This window comes from Desulfosporosinus lacus DSM 15449, assembly GCF_900129935.1.
GTDB classification, from domain to species: Bacteria; Bacillota; Desulfitobacteriia; order Desulfitobacteriales; family Desulfitobacteriaceae; genus Desulfosporosinus; species Desulfosporosinus lacus.
This window is the reverse complement of the sequence record NZ_FQXJ01000003.1, coordinates 40,874-59,974: the sequence shown is the minus strand read 5'-3', so window position 1 is coordinate 59,974 and position 19,101 is coordinate 40,874. Positions and strand designations below refer to the sequence as shown.

Here is a 19,101-nt window from a genome sequence, read left to right as displayed (position 1 = left end):
AGATGAAGATGGTGATTGTTCCAACCTTATGAAACTACAGTTAGCTCTTTTAGAGAGAGCAGCGCGTGAAAACCGAGTGGCGCATCTCTTACTGTTTCACGGAGGAAGTGCACTTCATCAACGAGAGGTGGCTCTCCGCTTGGCGCAGATTTTAAACTGCCCTAACGCTGGGTCAGAGGGGCCGTGCCAAGAGTGTCCAACCTGTCGCAAGATCCTTAGCGGCAATCATCCAGATGTTTCATGGTTGAAACCGCTTAAAGCAACTATCGGAATTGAGCAAGTTCTTGCCTGGCAAGAAAAGGCGTACCTTAAGCATTATGAGGGTGAGTATAAAGTTTCTGTCATTGAACAAGCTGATACCTTGACATTGCCGGCAGCAAATTCACTGTTAAAAGTTATCGAAGAACCACCAGAGCGTACCGTAATTATATTATGTGCTGAAAATGCAGAAGGAATATTGCCTACAATTCAAAGTCGTGCTCAGCTGGTATTCTTCCCCAATCTTTCCGAAGAAAGTTGGTTAAGGGGATTAGCAGAGGTGGATGAGCAGGAAGCATCTCTCGCTTTTCGTTTAAGCGGGAGAAATCAGAATTTAGCGGCGGACATTCTTCAGCATGGCGTATTGTGGCTCCAAGAATGGGTAGGAAAATTTCGCACTGCCGTTGAAGAGGAAGACTTTCTAAAACTCTTTGCTCTTTTCCCGATTGATAAGAACCAAGCCCTTCTTTGCTTACAGGTAATGGCGGTACAAGCTCAGGAAGGGATAAAAAATGGTACGATTCGTCCGTATGAATTTTTGGCAATTGGGAAAGCGATCGATGTACTGCGACAACAAGCTAATCCGAGATTAGTGATTGAAGTGTTAGCATTAGAATTATTTCAACAAGGAGGGGCTGGCTGTGATTGAGGTCGTAGGTGTTCGCTTTAAACACGCAGGAAAAATTTATTATTTTTCTCCAGGAGACCTTACACTTGCTGTATCAGATAAGGTAATCGTTGAAACAGCAAGGGGTATCGAATTTGGGGAATTGGTTATCCCTTCTCGTCAAGTTGCAGACGAAGAAGTGGTTCTGCCTTTGAAGCAGGTTATGCGTAAGGCAACGATGGCAGATGAATTATTTGTAGAACAGAATAGAACTAAAGAAAAAGATGCTTTTCAAATCTGCCTAAAGAAAATTTCGGAACACCATTTGCCAATGAAATTGGTAGATGTTGAATATACGTTTGATGGAAATAAGATAATATTTTCCTTCACGGCAGAAGGGCGAGTAGACTTTAGAGAATTGGTTAAGGACTTAGCAGCAATTTTTAGGACGCGTATTGAGCTCCGCCAAATTGGGGTGCGTGACGAAGCTAAGATGCTCGGAGGAGTTGGTTCGTGCGGACGAATTCTTTGTTGCACTTCTTTCTTAGGAGATTTTGAACCGGTTTCAATTCGCATGGCTAAAGACCAAAAGCTCTCTTTAAATCCAACCAAAATCTCTGGAATTTGCGGGCGTCTTATGTGTTGCCTAAAGTATGAAAATGGCTGCTATAGGTCTGAGGATAAAGACCATTGTTCGCGGCAAAATCCTCAAGCTGGGCATAAAGTAATAGAAGTCACGGACGAACATAATACCCGTGCAGAAAGTGTTCTTTCTAAATCTGACGGGAAACCGCAACGTAACAGGAAAGGGGAAAAGTCCAAAGAAAAGAGTGAGAAAGTATGAGCCAATTGACACAGGCCCTTACAGAAGTGGAAGAGAAATTGCGCTCCCTGCTTGAAGAAGTAAGCCGCTTAAAACCCTATGTTCAAGCATTAGAGGATGAAAATACTAAGTTAAGGCGGGAGTGTACTCTGCCTGAAAAAGAGACCGAACGTGTTATTGCTAATGCTGAGCACATTCAAGGGGTAGGCCATGATAATCTTGTCCGTCTATATCAAGAAGGTTTCCACGTCTGTCACCTTCATTTTGGTCAACCATTAGAAGGGGATTGCCTATTCTGTATGGGCTTTCTGAGGAAGGATTAATTTAGGCATGGGAGTACCCTGAGAACTTTGAAATACAAGGAGTCGAAGGCATGTTAGCGAAAGGTACATTATATATTTGTGCGACTCCGATCGGGAATTTAGGAGATATTACCTTGAGGGTGTTGGATACGTTGCGGGAAGTAGACCTAATTGCGGCGGAGGATACACGTCATTCTCGGAAACTATTGCAACATTACCAGATTAATACTCGCATGATTAGTTATCACGAACACAATGAGAAGAAAAAATCCCTGGAACTGGTTGAAAAGCTTAAATGTGGTCAAACGATTGCACTAATTTCTGATGCAGGCTTACCAGGAATTTCTGATCCAGGAACTGAGGTTATACGTCTTTGTCTGATTGAAAATATTCCTGTCGATGTCTTACCTGGACCTAATGCCGCTCTTACAGCTTTAGTTTTATCAGGAATGCCCACCGAGCATTTTGCTTTTCACGGATTTCTTCCGTCGTCAAGCGGGGCAAAGAAACGAAGCCTGGAGCAATTGGCAAATCTTACACAGACTCAAATATTCTATGAAGCACCTCATCGATTGGTAGCAACACTGCAAGGGATGTCAGAGTACTTTGGAGATCGCCCGGCAGCTGTGGTGCGTGAGTTAACAAAGTTGCATCAGCAAGTGCATAGAGGGACTGTTTTAGAGTTGAAAGAAGAATTCGAGAAGTCTGAGCCCCGTGGAGAGTGTTGTATTATCATTGCGCCATATATCCCTATTAAACCCGTAGGAGGCCCCGAAGAATGGCGCTCAGAGGTTAATGAAAGAGTTAATCAAGGATTAAGTAAGAAAGAGGCCATGAAAGAAGTGGCAAAACGTTATGGGGTAAGAAAATCAGAGGTTTACCAAGCACTGCTGGACGGGGAAATGTAAGATGAATGTATGCAACTTTAGAAAATGGAGAGCTGGCCATAAAAAAAGAAGGCCCTTAGGCCTTCAGTAGATTCTGAATTAATAATAGTTCAGTCATCTATGTACTTAGTATGAAATTATACGGCTTTTGAACTTGATTCTGTACTGGCGGCCACATTTTCTCCCATGGCAACAGCGCATTCTCTGCAGACGTTTTTGCCGTGGAAAAGTTGGATATCACTGGCATTACCACAAAATACACAAGCAGGCTCATACTTCTTGAGAATGATTTTTTCTTGATCTACATAGATTTCCAAGGCGTCTTTCTCGTCAATACCTAAAGTGCGGCGAAGCTCTATCGGTAAAACAATACGACCAAGTTCATCTACTTTTCTGACGATTCCAGTTGATTTCATCATTATTCCCCCACTCCCTTACAACAACATTCGACACAAAACTACAGACTTATGATACCAATCGTTCCATATAAAGTCAACCCATTTTTTAAAACATTTTCGTGGTATTATTAGCCTATACAGAAATTTACTTTTGCTCACATATTAATTCTTAATCATGGGCAGACTTGACGAATATGAATTTTTATTTACAAAGATATTTGAGAGGGAGACTTAAACGTGAAATATTACATAACGACTCCAATTTTTTATCCAAATTCCAGCCCCCATATCGGAACTGCGTACACAACAGTTGCAGCAGATGTCTTAGCTCGTTATCATAGATTGCAGGGGGATCAAGTACACTTCTTAACAGGGACGGATGAAAATGCACAGAAAATTGTCCGCACCGCGGAAGCCAATAATACCGAACCTAAGATTTATGTTGATGGGGTAGTAGAACGCTTTAAAGAGTTGTGGCAAGCTTTAGATATTTCTAATGATGACTTTATTAGAACAACAGAGGAACGTCATCAAGTAGTTGTACAACGAATTTTTACTAAACTGTTTGAACAGGGGGACATCTATAAGTCTGAGTATTCAGGCTGGTATTGTACTCCTTGTGAAACCTTCTGGATGGAAAATAAATTAATTGATGGAAAATGTCCTAACGCTGATTGCGGCCGAGAAGTGGAATTGCTGAAGGAGGAAAGTTACTTCTTCCGTCTTTCAAAGTACCAAGGTGCCTTGCTAAAGTATATCGAAGAGCATCCAGCATTTATCCAACCTGTTTCTCGACGTAATGAAATGCTGCGTTTTATTGAAGGTGGTTTAGAGGATCTCTGTGTTTCACGCACCACATTTCAGTGGGGGATTAAAGTGCCGTTTGACCCAAAACATGTTGTTTATGTATGGCTTGATGCTTTGATAAATTATATTTCTGCGCTGGGTTACCCTGATGGAGAGAACTATAAACGTTTTTGGCCGGCCGATGTGCATATTATGGGGAAAGATATTGTTCGTTTTCATGCGGTCATTTGGCCGATTATTCTTATGGCTATCGATATTCCTCTCCCTAAGGTTATCTATGGTCATGGCTGGTACTTGACTAAAGATGGTGGAAAAATATCTAAATCCCGTGGAAATGTACAGGACTCTTTTGCTTTGATCCAGAGATATGGCTCTGATGCCATACGTTACTTTTTATTGCGTGAGATGCAAGCAGGAACTGATGGTACCTATTCAGAGGATAATGTGGTTGAACGTATAAATAGTGATTTGGCTAATGATTTTGGTAATTTTGTATCCCGAAGCTTAGCTATGATTGTCAAGTATCGAGATGGGATAATTCCTCGTCCAAGTCAAGATGGGGAGCTGGAGCTGGAATTGAAAGCTCTGAGTTCTGAGGTTAAAAAGGCAGTCGATGGAAGTTTAAGAAGGTGCGATCCTGCAAGTGCTCTTGAAGAAATTTGGCGTTTTGTGGCACGATGCAATAAATATGTCGATGAGACATCTCCGTGGGCATTGGCTAAACATGAGGAACAAAAAGAGCGCTTAGATACTGTTCTCTATACCTTTGCAGAATGTATTCGAATTATGGCAATTTTGACTGCTCCGTTTATGCCAGGGATACCCTCTAAAATTTGTGAGCTCCTTGGCAAAGATGAAAGGCTGATCAGATGGGAAGAGGCGGATCAATGGGGCATAGCAGAAGCAGGTATAAAGGTCCAAAAAGGTGAACCTCTCTTTCCAAGAATTGATTTAGCACAGTATTTGACAGCAGAGGAGACGGCAACGGTGGACAAAAATCTAAATGAGAGCCCAGAGAGTTTACAGGCACCGGAATTTGAATTTGAGCCAATTAAAGGAGAAATCACCATTGATGAATTTGCTAAAATAGATTTGCGTGTAGGGAAAGTTCTGAGCGCAGAAAAAGTAGAAAAGACAGATAAACTGATGAAGTTGGAAGTTGAAGTAGCTGGAGAAGTACGCACGATAGTCTCTGGTATTGCCAAACATTATTCCCCGGATGATCTCGTAAATCAATACATTGTCCTGGTGGCTAATCTAAAACCTACAAAACTAAGGGGAATTACATCACAGGGCATGATATTAGCGGCCTCACAAGGGGAAGTGTTGGAAGTTATCACCATCAACAAAAAGCTTCCCGGAGGGGCGCGGGTCAAATGATTTGGGATACGCATGCACATATAGATGACCCCAGCTATGCGGATGATTTCCAAGAAGTCGTAACTCGCATGAAATCGGCGGGGATTTCTCGGGTGACGAATGTAGGATATGACCTCCCTTCCTCCGGACGATCTGTGAAGTTAGCACTAGACTATAATTTTATCTATGCGGCGATAGGGGTACATCCACATAATGCTGAAGGGGTGACAGCGGAAACCTGGGAAAAGCTCCTAGAGTTAGCTAAGCAACCCAAAGTAGTGGCTTGGGGTGAAATTGGGCTGGATTATTATCGCGACCTGTCTCCACGCCCTGTTCAAAAAGAGGTCTTTATCCAACAGATAAAGCTAGCGAATGAAGTCGGCTTACCAATTGTTATCCATGATCGTGATGCGCATCATGATATCTTGGAAATTGTTAAGGCCCATCCTCCTCTATATGGAGGGATATTCCATTGTTATTCCGGATCTTGGGAAATGGCAGAGATACTCTTAAAACTAGGATTTTATCTCTCTTTTGCCGGACCAGTGACGTACAAAAATGCTCGACATACAGTCGAAGTAGCAAAGAAAGCCCCAATAGATCGGATTCTCGTGGAGACAGATTCCCCATATTTGACGCCAGAGCCGCGACGTGGAAAGCGCAATGAACCAACCTATGTTCGAGAAGTTGTAATGAAACTTGCAGAAATTAAAAATCTAAGCTTTGAGGATACAGCATTTCACACTATGCACAATGCGGAAAGCGTTTTTAAGCTTGTTTAAGGGACCTTCGTTGCGGAAGGTTCTTTTTTTTTAGGGAATTTCATAGGTTTTGATAAGGAGGGGTAAAATGTATTCTTTGCCGATTACTACTTATTCCGATTATTGGCGCAAAACTAAGTTATGGAGTGCGTACTTTGGAAGCTTGGCAGTTTTAGTCGCTGGTACGAGGTATTCGTCATTAAATGATCCGGATGTCGGGAGAACAATTAAGCCGTCACTGCAATTAGTTAATTCCTTAAGTATAGACAGTGTAAGAAAGGATGAACTGATAGAAGGGGCGCCTGTAAGAAAAGTGAGCAGTGAAGGTCTAGCAGTTCAAGGTTTAACTAACAAAGGACAAATTAGTCGAGGTATTGGAAGTTCGACTCAGGATTATCAAGAAGCACTAAGCGCTGAAATCGAAACAAGGGTGACAAGTAAGATCGAAATAATTGATAAAGAACTGCCTTTTGACACGCAATATGTAGAGTCGGATAAACTTCCCCCAGGTAAGAGTCAAATCCAGGTAAAAGGGGAAAAGGGCACCAGACGTGAGGTCGTAAAGACGTTCAAGGTTGGTGGACAACCCGTTGATCAGCAAGTGCAGTCCTTCTTTGAGCTCAAAGCACCAAAGAAAGAGGTAATTATTCGAAACACCCAACCTATTCCAAAGAAGAAAGTTATTATTCAAAATTCCAGTCCGGGATCTACTAAGGTTGATGTCGATTTAACGAAATTGAACATCAATAAAACTTTGAGTGTTGAAGCGACGGCTTATACGTATACCGGTAATAATACGGCTACAGGTGTCAAGCCTAGAGAGGGCTTAATAGCTGTTGACCCCAAAGTGATCGCTATGGGAAGCCAGGTCTATGTGGAGGGATATGGATATGCCATAGCCGCCGATACAGGTGGAAGTATTCGCGGGAATAGGATTGATGTGTTTTTCTCTACCTTTCGTCAATGTATTGACTGGGGACGAAAGCCAGTCAAAATTCATATCCTAGGTTCCACATAATGGAAATAAATTTTGACAACTGACTACTTATGCCTTAAAATGAAGTTGTTATCAGCATTTTGGAGGGATTTAATGTTTCAGAAGAATCCAACTCAGGTATTGACCTTAGTTCGGACATCTCGTATTGCTCAAATTGTCGTTACCGTATTCACTATTTGCTTGATTGCAATCGTAACAGTGCTATACAATGTAAAAACTATCAATGCTAACATTGATGGGGAACAAGTGCGTATAAGCACAATCTTTGGAACGGTGGGGCAGGCTCTTGAGCATTCATCGAAAATTGAGTTTTATCCAGAAGATATTGTAAGTCCTTCAAGAGATACTAAGGTTACAGATGAGTTGACAGTAGATGTAACAAGCAGCGTTCCAGTTCAGCTCTCAGTTGATGGGCAAATATTCAATACACGAACAGCTAAAGAATCTGTAGGAGAGGCTCTTAGCGAATTATCGGCACGTTATGCACTGGACATTAAAGAGGTAGATGAAGTCAATGCAGACCGTTCAGAATCAGTAACTAATGACATGGATATTAAGGTGTCTAGGGCGATCCCTATTCAAGTAAGTGCAGACGGCAAGAAGTATGATACTTATCTAGCTCCGCGGACTGTTGCTGATACGCTTAAAAAGCTGGGTATTACCTTAGGTACTAAGGATAAAGTTTCCTTAGCTCTTGACCATATGTTAGAGCCTAACGACAAGTTGAACGTGGTACGGGTTTCAAACCATATTGAAACGGTGAAAAGCGAAATTCCCTTTCAAACGGTTGCTCAGCCGGCAGATTACCCAGTTGGGTTACCAGACAGACTTGTCAGTCGTGGATCTAACGGCCTTCAAGAGCAGACGATCAGACTAACACTTGAGGATGGAAAAGAGGTTGACCGTGAGATACTCGGTCAACGAGTGGTTAAACCTCCTACTAACCAAATCGTTTCGCGTGGTGCTCAAACTACAATTTCAAGGGGCGGCAGTACCTTCAGTTTTAAGCGAGCTTATGTCATGAAAGCATCTGCTTATTGTATGCCTGGAGGAAAAACAGCCACAGGGTCATCCGTTAGTAAAGGAATTATTGCAGTCGATCCTAGAGTCATTCCTTTAGGAAAATCAGTATATGTAGAGGGTTATGGTTCTGCTCGAGCTTTAGATACCGGAGGTTCCATCAAAGGGGATCGTATCGACCTTTACATGGATTCCAAGCAAGAAGCACTGTCATGGGGAGTGCGTACCGTTACGGTTTATGTTCAGTAACTTGTTTCTGCAAGAGGCCTTCGCGTTTAAAGCGAGGGCCTCTTTTTATTCTAGAAAGTATATCTTTATTTATCAGCACATACTCTTTAATAGAATCGCGAAACGGGGGAGTGCTGAATGCGATGGCCAAAAGTGATAATAGGAACTAAGTTTGCAATTTTGCTTGTCATTGGTGTGATGTGTACACTGGTACTCTCTGTATTTTGGCAAGGTTCAACTGCTGTTGTCAGTCAATTTGAAAACCGTTATGTGGTAATGCTCGATCCGGGGCATGGAGGATACGATCCTGGAGCGGTTTCCTCTCAGGGTATTTATGAAAAATCGATAAATCTTAAAATTGCCCAAAAGGTTAAAGAGATGTTGATGCCAAGTGGAATAGAAGTATTTCTTACTCGCGAGGAAGATCTAGATTATGTTCCAAATGGGGTTAAGGGAAAAACAACAAAGAAACAAATTGACTTGAATCATCGTATTGAAATGGCTAAAGAAGAAAAAGCGGATATTTTTGTCAGCTTGCATGTTAATGCGACTTTAACGGGTCAAAATTCTGGCGCAGAAACGTTTTATCACTATAAATCTGAATCTGGAAAAAGGTTAGCAGAATTAATTCAACAAGAAATGATAAAAATAAATGGAATGAATCGCAGGATTGCAAAACCCGGAGACTTTTATATCATTAAAAACACTAGCATGCCTGCTGTTATTGTTGAGGTCGGATATCTATCTAGTGCTAAGGAACAGAAGAAATTACAACAAACTTGGTACCAAGAACAACTATCCAGAGCAATTGCCAAAGGAATTTCTAATTATTTTGAACTTCCATAATTAGCTTAAATAGGATATTAACGCTCTATTCTTAGATACATAACCTCTTTTTGAAGCGGGGAAGATAAAGTCAGTTACCGAATCTAGATTAAGGAGTTGAAGTGCGCATGAAACGGTTTCTGACTTTATTGGCGACTAGTGCCTTGGTTTTATGCCTTAGCTTGACAGGATGTACGAATGTACAACCACCGGCTGGTCCCGAAACACCACCGGAGCAAACGGCACAACTGCCAGAAGCCGAGGCAGGGGCAACACGTGAATCCGTATTGGGGCCTGAAAAGCGAGTTGTCATGGGATTTTATACTGACCAAGAGGGACCTGTACCTAGTTCAAAAGAAACTACTTTGAAAAATGGAAAGCTACTAAATGAAGTTGCGTTTTTCTGGTACTCTTTTGACGCGAACGGCAAAGTCATTCCTTCAGGAGAAATTGATCTAAAAATCAAAGATCAGGTTCAAAAAAATGGAGCCAAAGCTTATGCTTTGGTGCATAACATGAAATTAAAAGGGACGGTTGGCTTTGATGAGAATCTAGCGCATAGTGTGTTATCAAATCCGGGGAAAAGGTCAAACTTAGTAACAAACTTGGTTAATCTGACAACTAAAGATAATTGGGATGGAATTTCTATCGATATTGAGAAAACCCCTCCTGGAGACCGGGATAATTTTTCTGCTTTTGTCGCAGAGCTTAAGAAAGCGCTCCAAGCAAAAGATAAAGTCTTAAATATTTCTATCCCTGCAAAGTTTGCAGATTATCCGTCAGATCTATGGTCGGGTGCGTATGATTATGCGGCCATTGGTAAATCCGCAGATCAAATTATTCTAATGACCTATGATGAACATGGGCTGGGTACAACCCAAGGGCCGGTAGCTTCTGAGGGATGGGTTGATCGAGTAATTAAATTCGCTGTGGGAAAAATCCCTAAAGAAAAGATTGTGATGGGTCTCCCAGTATATTCATTTGACTGGGGAACAAACAAGCCAACAATGCCAGATTATCTGTCCTATGCTCAAACGGTTGAGAGAGCTAAAAAGCATGGTGTAGAAATTCATACTGACCCTAACGCTAAAGTTCCACAATTTACCTATACCGCAAATGGGATACGACACGAAGTCTACTTTGAGAACATCGCCAGCTTAAGAGCTAAGATGGACGATGCGCTTAAATACAAGTTACATGGTGTTGCTATTTGGCGTTTAGGTATGGAAGACCCTCAAATCTGGGATCAGCTAATTAAGACGTATGGAACAAATAAAGATACTCAAGAAAAGAAATAAACTTCTTAAATATTTAAAAAGATATTTAAAAGGGGCTGTTGCGAAAAAACTGTTAATTTATCAGTTTTCGCTACGGCCTCCTTTTTAATCTATAACGGCGTCAGCCAAGTTTATAACCCGTTTATTTGAGTATTTCGTCATTCTCGGTTAAGATATAGGAGTTGAAAACGGAGGAATCAAGGATGATAAAGGAACTCATAGTTGTAGAAGGGAAAAATGATGCGCATGCGGTGCGCCTTGCCCTTGGGGAAGTTGATATAATTTGGACCGATGGTTTTGGGCTGACTAAAAAGAAGTTAGAGTACATTGCAGAAATGGCTAACCGACAAGGGGTAATTGTTTTTACTGATCCGGATACAGTTGGAGAGCAGATCCGAAATCGCATTCGAGGGCATGTTCCTCAGGCCAAGCATGTTTATTTGACGAGAAAAGTTGCGACAAAAAAAGGAGATATAGGGGTCGAAAATGCAGCCTTAGAGGAAATCCGTCGCGCCTTTTCTGATATTAAACAAGATCAGGCAACTCCAGACCAGAAGTTCACTATAGAGGATTTAGTGCATACAGGGCTTGTGGGGTTTGCGCGAGCCAGCGAAAATAGGTTAGCTCTTGGGCGCAAGTTGGGAATCGGGGATTCTAATGCAAAACAATTTCTCCATCGATTGAATCGGTTTGGAATTTCCCGTGAGCAGTTTTTTCAAGCAGCAGAGGAGGTGCAACGTGGAGACTTCAGCTGAATATACTCAACGTCTCGTAAAATATGGGGCACGTGCACATAAATCAATGGGTCAGGTTTTTTTGATAAGTGATGAAGTAATTGAAAGCATTGTTTCTGCCAGTACAGTGGAACCAGATGTTCCTCTAGTAGAAATTGGGCCAGGTCTTGGAGTGTTAACTCGTGCTCTTGCTCCAAAGGTACCGAAGATGTGGGCAGTCGAGTTGGATAATCATAAGATTAGCATTCTGAAAAAGGAGCTAAAGGAACACCCCATTGAAATTGTTCATCAAGATGCGTTAAAGCTTGATTTGAAAGATTTATGGGGAGACAGAATGGGCTATTTGGTAGGAAATTTACCTTACTATATTACCAGCCCGCTGATTATGCACTTTCTAGATCAGGCAGATCAACTAAGTGGGATGACGATTATGGTTCAAAAAGAAGTGGCCGATCGGATCGCTGCGGGTCCAGGAAGTAAGACTTATGGAATTTTATCTATTGCTGTTCAGATTTCTGCCAAAGTTACTAAAGTTAGGGATGTTTCGCCAAGTTCATTCTGGCCGGTTCCAAAGGTAACATCAGCGGTAATTAGGTTAGACCTTCGCCCTTACCCAGGGTTTAATGTGAATAAGAGAGACTTCTTTCGAGTGGTTAAAGCTGCCTTTAGCCAACGGCGAAAGACCTTAGGCAATTCGTTGGCCGGCGGGCTGGGGTTAAAAAAAGAAGAAGTCATTGAACGTATGCAAGGTGCCGGAATTTCGGATGGCCGGCGAGCAGAGTCACTGAGTATTGAGGAGTTCCAAGTACTAACAAAAGCCTTCCTATAAACCGGGGATTAATTCAATGTCGCCTAAAGCTCTCCATGTGGAGGGCTTTTATATTTAACGGACAATATTTCGTCTAAAGGGCATAAAACAAGAGAAATATCCAAAACTATAACCTGGGGTTCATTAACGTATAGCCTAATTCATAGTACGAAGCAGACTGAAGAGGTTTGGTAAGATTAATGGAGGGTGAACTGAAGTTTGGGAAAAGGTGTTAAGCATAGCTCAATAAAATGGTCGAGCGTTATTGGTACGGGAGCGACGTCTGTGCTTGCCATTACGGCGCTAATTACTGTCTATTTAACGGTTGCCGCCTGGAAGGTTCAACAAGAGACAACACGTCCTTATTTTGTGTTAAAGGAGTCCCCAAAAGTAGAGCTGGGCGATGAACTTAGTTTAGAATTGAAATTCAATAATGTGGGTATACACCCGGCCATTACTCTCTCAAGTACGACTGTCGTCTTTGATGAGCAGTTATCGGCTGAGCCGATTTACTATGATGAGTCATCAATTGTTAATGAAATACCTAAGGATGCTGCCTCAAGCTTGGTTATGAACATACCTAGTGACGAGCTTTATCCTAAACAACTTAATATTAACGAGCATTACGTGGTTGTTGACTTACAGTATACAGATCCCATCTTGAATAAATCGTATAATCAAACGATTTACATGAAGTGGAGTGGAGTGCGAGAAGGAAAAATGCAACCGACCGTGCATGTGCAAGCAGAGGAAAAGGATGAAATAGTTGATTACTTTCAAAAGCATAGTATTGATCCAAAATCAAGAACTCAATGAACTCCTTATCGACCCTTAGAGGAGTTCGTAATAGGAAGAGAGGATCCTGGAATAATGATATGTTGCTCATAAAACATTCCTTGAGACTTAAGGGATTGTTCCCAATACTCCAGGAGATCAAAACGTCGTTCCGGGTGATATCCCAATAAATTGTGTTTGCCCAGTGATCGAGACGGGGGTTCATTTTGAGCCAGAGATAAGCCCATTAGGCAATCTCCAATGATGGTTTCGGCAATCAGACGGGCATGACGCCGGTGTTTTCTAGGAGAATGGAGCGCTTCGTGGGGAATGGATGCAACTACCTTAATAGTTAAGTTGCTTTTCTTAGCCCAATACAAAGTAAGCGGGGGAATTGCAACTGCTTCGAGAGGAAGACTCTGCAAGGCTCGTTCTGAAAGCGCATGAGGTCCGTGTGTGGGGGTTGCGAGGCCAAGACTTTTAAACAAGTCTAGTTCACGGTTGAGTTTGGCTCTGAATTTAAGGACGAGATTAGCGAGCTTTTGACGATGTGGAATGTAAGGATAACAATTTGTAAGAGCAACATCAATTCCTGACTCAATGGAAGCAAGGAGCTTAACCAGATTCTCATAGATATCTCCCGACATATCTCCATCGACAAATAGTACTCCTTTAACTCCTAGATGTCGCGCATAGAGTGCTCCAATGGCTCTCGGTATATCAATTCCCAGAGGGTCAGAGAAGTAGAGAATATGAATTCGAGTATCAGGGATTGAACGGATAAGTTCAAATGTCCGGTCTGTGCAACCATTGAGAACTAAAATGATGTGACTGATAGGAAGGCGGAGAATGGTGGTCAGAGTTGCCAAGATGCTCTTTTCTTCATTTTTAGCAGGAATAATGGTTGCGAACATCGTGGAGGGCCCCCTTTAACTTAACTTGCTATACTATATGCCGTTTGATTATGTTCGACATAGTATATAGCAATAAAAAGGAGAAGGAGGTCAATCTATGGTTCAGGTTGGGGATATTGTTGCGCGTCTCTCTCATCAACAAGATATCTTTTTCCATGTTGATAAGATACAGGGGAGTTTAAAAAGCAAAGGTTCGGGTTTAGTGATTCTTAAAGGTCTGAATTTAAGACTGTTAGCGGATGCTCCTATCTCCGACCTTGTACTAAAGAGTCCCGTTGAAGTTGCCAACTATGAGCGCGAAGATCATAAAATGATTTATCAGAGATTACACAAATTAACTAATCAAAGGAAGACAGTCCAAGACGATCAAAGAGAATTTTTTGAGATACCGGGCCGGGTATTACAGCTTGATGGGGACCAAGATTATTTACACCAGTGTATCAAGACCTATCGACAAATGGGAATTGAGGCTAAGGGAATTTGCAAGTCGGAAATAGAACAACCAAGGGCTATACGGAAAATTCTGCAGGAAAATCCCGCGGATATCTTGGTGTTGACAGGTCACGACGGATTGATTTCGGGAAAAAAGGATTTTCATAATATGGATAGTTATCGTAGTTCTCGCTATTTTGTGGAATCTGTCTTAGAAGCTCGACGTTTTCAGCATAATCTAGATGCGTTGGTGATTTTTGCAGGCGCCTGTCAATCTAATTATGAAGCAATTCTTTCCGCAGGAGCAAATTTTGCTTCCTCTCCGAAACGCATGCTAATCCATGCCTTTGACCCTGTTTTTATCGTTGAGAGAATTGCTTTTACCCCCACAGACCAAATTGTTTCGGTAAAAGATATCTTGACACACACGATTACAGGGACAGATGGGGTTGGCGGAGTTGAGACGAGGGGGCAGATGAGACGAGGGTATCCTCGAAGCCCTTATTAAGGTGAAAATCAGACAGACGACAGTTATCTTTTAGATGCTTAGGGTGGAGTTAGACACAAGGCAGACGCGGGAATAGTTTTATTGTCTTTTAGACAAGAGAACCGTCTCCCGCGTCAGTTTGTTTAGAATGGTTACCTTTGAATAGTTACCAGGGTTCCAATTTCGACGATTTGGTATAGGTATTCGACATCATGGTTATACATGCGGATACAGCCTTTCGAAACAGCTTGCCCAATGCTTGAAGGGTTGTTAGTACCATGAATTCCATAATGAGGGATAGAGAGTCCCAGCCAACGACTGCCAAAGGCTCCGCCGGGGTACTCCATTTTGGTGGCAATTGTGTAATGGCCCGGTGGAGTGGGGGTTGATCCTTTGCCTACTGCAACAGGATAAGAACAAATTCGTTGAGTCCCTTCATAGAGCTCAAGCAATCGACTGGCCGTGTAAATAACAATTTGGCGGTTGAGCATAGAGCAGAAGCTCCTTTCTTTCTTAATAATTTGGTTTTATCTCATGCTATGTTCGTGATTTCTGAATGTTCGTTGCATAATTGAACCTATTCTGGGTGGAGACTATAGGGAGCTTAGTTCCGATAGAGTTTTTTCCATTTGGAAGTTAGTTGAGCTTATTCAGGGATGCAAGCGATATTCGATGTTCCGTGTTCGAACCACGATTTTGGACTGGAGGGATCAGTTTGACAGAACATGTGGAAGGAAAACTACTTATTATTGGTGGAGCAGAAGATAAAAAGAACGAGTGCAAAATCCTTAAGCGTTTTGTCGAGGAATCAGGCGGCAGAGAAAGCCGTATTACGGTACTGACCGCTGCGACGGAATACCCGCTTCAAGTAGGGACAGAGTACCATGCCTTGTTTCTAGAACTAGGAGCCAAGGAAGTTCAGGTTCTCGATGTTTCAGACCGAATCCAAGCAAATAGGCAAGGCATTGAAAATGAATTTGAGAAGTCAACAGCGATTTTTTTTACAGGTGGTGATCAACTTCGGATTACGGGATTGCTGGGAGGTACCTTACTCGGTCGGAAACTGCAGCAGTTGTACCAAAACGGAATCATTATCGCAGGAACCAGCGCAGGAGCCTCAGTCATGTCGGATACAATGATTGTTGGTGGAGAAGCAGGAACGGCAAAGAAAAATACTTTGTCCATGGCCCCGGGACTTGGACTGCTTCGTTCTGTGGTGGTTGATCAACATTTTGCTCAGCGTGGGCGAATCGGCAGACTTTTATCTGCAATTTCACAAAATCCATATGTTCTTGGCGTGGGAATTGACGAGGATACCGCAATTTTAGTACAGTCTGATGCAAGATTTTCGGTCATCGGAAGCAATACAGTAACAGTGGTTGATGCATCCACTTCGACAACTACGAACGTCTCGGAAACAACTCCAGGACAATCCCTTGTACTAAGCCCAATTTTAATGCATGTTCTATCCGAGGGTTATGGTTTTGATCTAAAACAGAGGGTTTCCCTGCTTTAAGTAAAATCAAACTAATGAGGAATACCAAGAGGGAAAAAGGTTAAAACTAGTGAAGGATATTTGACCCATTGCTTTTAAGGAGGAACAAAAACAAAATGGAGATTAGAGAAATCCAAACAATCGAAGGGGCTAATGTTTACAGCCATCGCCCAATTATTCGAGCGATTGTGGATCTCCAAGAATGGACAGAACGGTTTACTAATGAACTGGAAGATTTCGGGAAGCGACTCGTCGAACATTTGCCCACATTGGATGAGCACTATTGTTCACGGGGTAAACGTGGCGGATTTCTGGAGCGGTTGCAAGAGGGAACCCTTATAGGACATGTCATTGAACATGTGACTATAGAGCTTTTAACCCAAGCAGGGCAAAGTATTAAATATGGCAAAACTATGGTTATACTAGATCAACCTGGTTGGTATGAGATCATCTTCAATTATGAAGCTAAAGCTGGCGCAATTGAGGGATTTAAACAGGGATTTTTGCTTGTGCAAACTCTTCTGAATCAAAACACTTTTGATGTGTCAAGAGCAGTAGAGCAAATTAAGGCTGTCATGGCCAAATGTGAATTGGGGGTTTCTACGCAGGTAATAGTTGATGCTTGTAAGGAACGCGGAATTCCAGTCCATCGCCTTAATGAGGGGAGCCTGTTGCAGTTGGGGTATGGTCGGAACCAAAGACGTATTCAAGCGACGATTACGGATGCAACATCTAGCATTGGGGTAGATATTGCTTGTGATAAAGAAATGACTAAAAAGATACTTAGTGAGGGCGGGGTACCTGTCCCTTGCGGACATATTGTCAGAACGGAAGAAGAAGCTGTGGAGGCTTTCCTTGATATGGGAACCACGGTAGTGATCAAGCCGTTGCATGGAAATCAAGGGAAAGGCGTAACTCTTCAGCTTACAAATGCGGCTGAAGTTAGAGCTGCGTTTAAAGTTGCGCAAACCTATGGTGAATGGGTTATCATTGAAGAATATATTGAGGGACAACATTATCGTTTGGTTGTGGTTGGAGAACGTCTAATTGCCGCTGCCAAGAGAGTTCCAGCTCATGTAACAGGGGATGGGAAATCGACAATTGAGGAATTAGTTGTTCAGACCAATGCTGACCCACTGCGTGGAGATGATCATGAGAAGGTTTTAACGAAAATTAAAATCGATTCAGTGGTGCTTTTGAACTTGACTCTCAAAAACTTGACCCTGTCTTCTGTTCCTGAAAAGGGAGAAGTGGTATATCTGCGGGACAGTGCCAATCTGAGCACGGGAGGGATTGCCGAAGATGTAACCGATCTGGTACATCCTGATAATGTGGATTTGGCAGTCTATGCCTCGAAATTGATCGGGTTGGATGTTGCAGGCATAGATTTAGTCATCGAGGATATTGAGGCATCCTATCGTGAGAGAAGCGGTCATATTATTGAAGTAAATGCAGCTCCAGGAATTCGTATGCACCATTTTCCGAGTAAGGGAAAAGCGAGAAATGTGGGTAAAGCAATCGTAGAGCAAATACTGCCTGCCGGAAATGGACGCATCCCAATTGTTGCGATCAGTGGCACAAATGGTAAAACGACAACTACTCGTATGATTGGTAAGTTGCTTGCAGATCAGCAACTTTTAGTGGGAATGGCTTCAACTGATGGGATATATATTAATAAAAAGATGTGGGTTAAAGGAGATACCACTGGTCCGGAGAGTGCTAAAGCTGTCTTAAGGCATCCCCAAGTTCAGGTCGCTGTTTTAGAAACAGCAAGGGGTGGGATTCTAAGATCAGGTTTAGGTTATGACTATGCGGATGTAGCGGTAATCACCAATGTTTCGAATGATCATCTAGGACAATATGGAATAGAGACGCTAGATGATATTGCTCATGTTAAAAGCCTGATTGCTGAGGTGGTTATGCCTCATAGTTATGTGGTCCTAAATGCGGATGATCCTTATGTAGTTCAGATGGCAAAGCGCACGCAAGGAAGAGTAATCTTCTTCAGTACGGAAAAAGATAACATTCATATTCGTAAACACTTGGGGAAAGGCGGAACGGCTGTCTTTGTACGGAGAGGTACGATTTTGCTTTGCCAAGGTTCGGAAGTTTTTCGGATTTGCTCCGTAAAACAGATTCCTGTGACGTGGGATGGCAAGGCAAAGCATAATATCCAGAATACCTTAGCAGCAATCGCGTCAGGTTGGGCACTTGGAATAGGTACAGCGACCATTAGAGATTCTCTTCAAGAATTCTCATCAGATGCGGAGCATAATCGCGGACGACTTAATCTATATGAACTCGATGGGGTCCAGGTGTTTATTGACTATGGTCATAATGCAGCAGGCATTCAAGAGATTGCTAAGACTCTTAAACAATTTAAAAAGAAATCTCTTGTAGGATGTATCACTGTGCCAGGGGATCGGCCAGATGAAACAGTTCGTGAAGTAGGGAGGATTGCAGCAAAGGGGTTCCAGCGGTTAATTATTCGCGAGGATTCTGATTTAAGAGGACGAAAACCTGGGGAGATTGCTCAATTGCTTTATGATGAGGCGATACTATGTGGAATGGATCCCAAAAAGATAAAAGTAGTACTGCCAGAAATAGAAGCTTTCTCTCAGGGACTTGACAGTTGCGTGCCAGGAGACACATTTGTGATGTTTTATGAGCACTTAGAGCCGATTGAAGAGGAGATTAGAAAAAGAATGGAATTGCAAAAGGCCTTGTCCTATATACCATCTCAGAATGATTGGGTTGTTGGTGGAGAATTCTAGGGCTTGAGACAACAAGGGAAAGTTTATTAAGTATCAAGAGTTAGGAGGGGCGAGGATTATCTTCGCCCTATTTGTTTGTACAGTCAGAAAGTATAAAACTCGTCATTATATACTTTCCAAGCATAAGTGCAACT

At 42.3% G+C, this 19,101-nt stretch carries 19 protein-coding genes; 16 read left to right on the top strand and 3 right to left on the bottom strand.

What is annotated here, in order from left to right:
- Positions 1-28 precede the first annotated feature (28 nt).
- Genes BUB11_RS00310 through rsmI form a run of 4 tightly spaced genes read left to right on the top strand, consistent with a single transcriptional unit; the run spans position 29 to position 2,898 of the window.
- Complete coding sequence (locus BUB11_RS00310; RefSeq protein WP_073026940.1) at positions 29-907, top strand: DNA polymerase III subunit; 879 nt, start codon at positions 29-31, stop codon at positions 905-907.
- Positions 900-1,709, top strand: coding sequence for a PSP1 domain-containing protein (locus BUB11_RS00305; protein ID WP_073026939.1), 810 nt, complete (start codon positions 900-902; stop codon positions 1,707-1,709). Before BUB11_RS00310 ends, BUB11_RS00305 begins: the two co-directional genes overlap by 8 nt.
- Positions 1,706-2,011 (top strand): initiation-control protein YabA, encoded by a 306-nt coding sequence (locus BUB11_RS00300; protein WP_073026937.1) that lies wholly within the window; start codon positions 1,706-1,708, stop codon positions 2,009-2,011. Before BUB11_RS00305 ends, BUB11_RS00300 begins: the two co-directional genes overlap by 4 nt.
- A 50-nt stretch (positions 2,012-2,061) precedes the next feature.
- Positions 2,062-2,898, top strand: coding sequence for a 16S rRNA (cytidine(1402)-2'-O)-methyltransferase (gene rsmI / locus BUB11_RS00295; RefSeq protein ID WP_073026935.1), 837 nt, complete (start codon positions 2,062-2,064; stop codon positions 2,896-2,898).
- Between the two features lie 116 nt (positions 2,899-3,014).
- Here the strand turns inward: rsmI and BUB11_RS00290 are convergent, their stop codons facing one another.
- Positions 3,015-3,293 (bottom strand): AbrB/MazE/SpoVT family DNA-binding domain-containing protein, encoded by a 279-nt coding sequence (locus tag BUB11_RS00290; protein ID WP_073026933.1) that lies wholly within the window; start codon positions 3,291-3,293, stop codon positions 3,015-3,017.
- Positions 3,294-3,512: 219 nt separating this feature from the next.
- On the opposite strand from BUB11_RS00290, the gene metG reads away from it, so the two are divergent.
- The 9 genes from metG (at position 3,513) to BUB11_RS00245 (ending at position 12,907) form a co-directional block, all read left to right on the top strand.
- Positions 3,513-5,462, top strand: coding sequence for a methionine--tRNA ligase (metG, locus tag BUB11_RS00285; protein WP_073026931.1), 1,950 nt, complete (start codon positions 3,513-3,515; stop codon positions 5,460-5,462).
- Positions 5,459-6,223, top strand: a complete 765-nt coding sequence (locus tag BUB11_RS00280) for a TatD family hydrolase (RefSeq protein WP_073026929.1) — start codon at positions 5,459-5,461, stop codon at positions 6,221-6,223. The genes metG and BUB11_RS00280 overlap by 4 nt, the downstream gene beginning before the upstream one ends.
- Positions 6,224-6,290: 67 nt before the next feature.
- Positions 6,291-7,220 carry a G5 and 3D domain-containing protein gene (locus tag BUB11_RS00275; protein ID WP_073026927.1) on the top strand — a complete coding sequence of 310 codons (930 nt, stop codon included), beginning with the start codon at positions 6,291-6,293 and terminating at the stop codon, positions 7,218-7,220.
- Between the two features lie 72 nt (positions 7,221-7,292).
- The gene (locus BUB11_RS00270) at positions 7,293-8,468 is read left to right on the top strand and encodes a resuscitation-promoting factor (protein ID WP_073026925.1); all 1,176 of its coding nucleotides are present in this window, start codon (positions 7,293-7,295) and stop codon (positions 8,466-8,468) included.
- Between the two features lie 117 nt (positions 8,469-8,585).
- Positions 8,586-9,293, top strand: a complete 708-nt coding sequence (locus BUB11_RS00265) for an N-acetylmuramoyl-L-alanine amidase family protein (RefSeq protein WP_073026923.1) — start codon at positions 8,586-8,588, stop codon at positions 9,291-9,293.
- Positions 9,294-9,400: 107 nt separating this feature from the next.
- Positions 9,401-10,570 (top strand): glycosyl hydrolase family 18 protein, encoded by a 1,170-nt coding sequence (locus tag BUB11_RS00260; RefSeq protein ID WP_073026921.1) that lies wholly within the window; start codon positions 9,401-9,403, stop codon positions 10,568-10,570.
- Positions 10,571-10,752: 182 nt separating this feature from the next.
- Complete coding sequence (rnmV, locus tag BUB11_RS00255) at positions 10,753-11,304, top strand: ribonuclease M5 (RefSeq protein ID WP_073026919.1); 552 nt, start codon at positions 10,753-10,755, stop codon at positions 11,302-11,304.
- The gene (rsmA, locus tag BUB11_RS00250) at positions 11,288-12,112 is read left to right on the top strand and encodes a 16S rRNA (adenine(1518)-N(6)/adenine(1519)-N(6))-dimethyltransferase RsmA (protein ID WP_073026917.1); all 825 of its coding nucleotides are present in this window, start codon (positions 11,288-11,290) and stop codon (positions 12,110-12,112) included. The genes rnmV and rsmA overlap by 17 nt, the downstream gene beginning before the upstream one ends.
- A gap of 198 nt (positions 12,113-12,310) precedes the next feature.
- Positions 12,311-12,907, top strand: coding sequence for a hypothetical protein (locus tag BUB11_RS00245; protein WP_073026915.1), 597 nt, complete (start codon positions 12,311-12,313; stop codon positions 12,905-12,907).
- A gap of 5 nt (positions 12,908-12,912) precedes the next feature.
- Here the strand turns inward: BUB11_RS00245 and BUB11_RS00240 are convergent, their stop codons facing one another.
- On the bottom strand, positions 12,913-13,779 hold the full coding sequence (locus BUB11_RS00240) for a glycosyltransferase family 2 protein (protein ID WP_073026913.1): 867 nt from the start codon (positions 13,777-13,779) through the stop codon (positions 12,913-12,915).
- A 97-nt stretch (positions 13,780-13,876) separates the two neighbouring features.
- Between BUB11_RS00240 and yabG the strand changes: the two genes are divergently transcribed.
- A complete protein-coding gene (gene yabG, locus BUB11_RS00235; protein ID WP_073026911.1) occupies positions 13,877-14,719 on the top strand; it encodes a sporulation peptidase YabG in 843 nt (280 codons plus the stop codon).
- 131 nt (positions 14,720-14,850) lie between these two features.
- Here the strand turns inward: yabG and BUB11_RS00230 are convergent, their stop codons facing one another.
- The gene (locus BUB11_RS00230) at positions 14,851-15,189 is read right to left on the bottom strand and encodes a L,D-transpeptidase (protein WP_073026909.1); all 339 of its coding nucleotides are present in this window, start codon (positions 15,187-15,189) and stop codon (positions 14,851-14,853) included.
- A gap of 224 nt (positions 15,190-15,413) precedes the next feature.
- Between BUB11_RS00230 and BUB11_RS00225 the strand changes: the two genes are divergently transcribed.
- Entirely contained in the window at positions 15,414-16,214 is an 801-nt protein-coding gene (locus BUB11_RS00225) for a cyanophycinase (RefSeq protein WP_073026907.1), read from the top strand.
- 95 nt (positions 16,215-16,309) lie between these two features.
- Positions 16,310-18,967, top strand: coding sequence for a cyanophycin synthetase (gene cphA, locus BUB11_RS00220; RefSeq protein WP_073026905.1), 2,658 nt, complete (start codon positions 16,310-16,312; stop codon positions 18,965-18,967).
- Positions 18,968-19,101 lie beyond the last annotated feature (134 nt).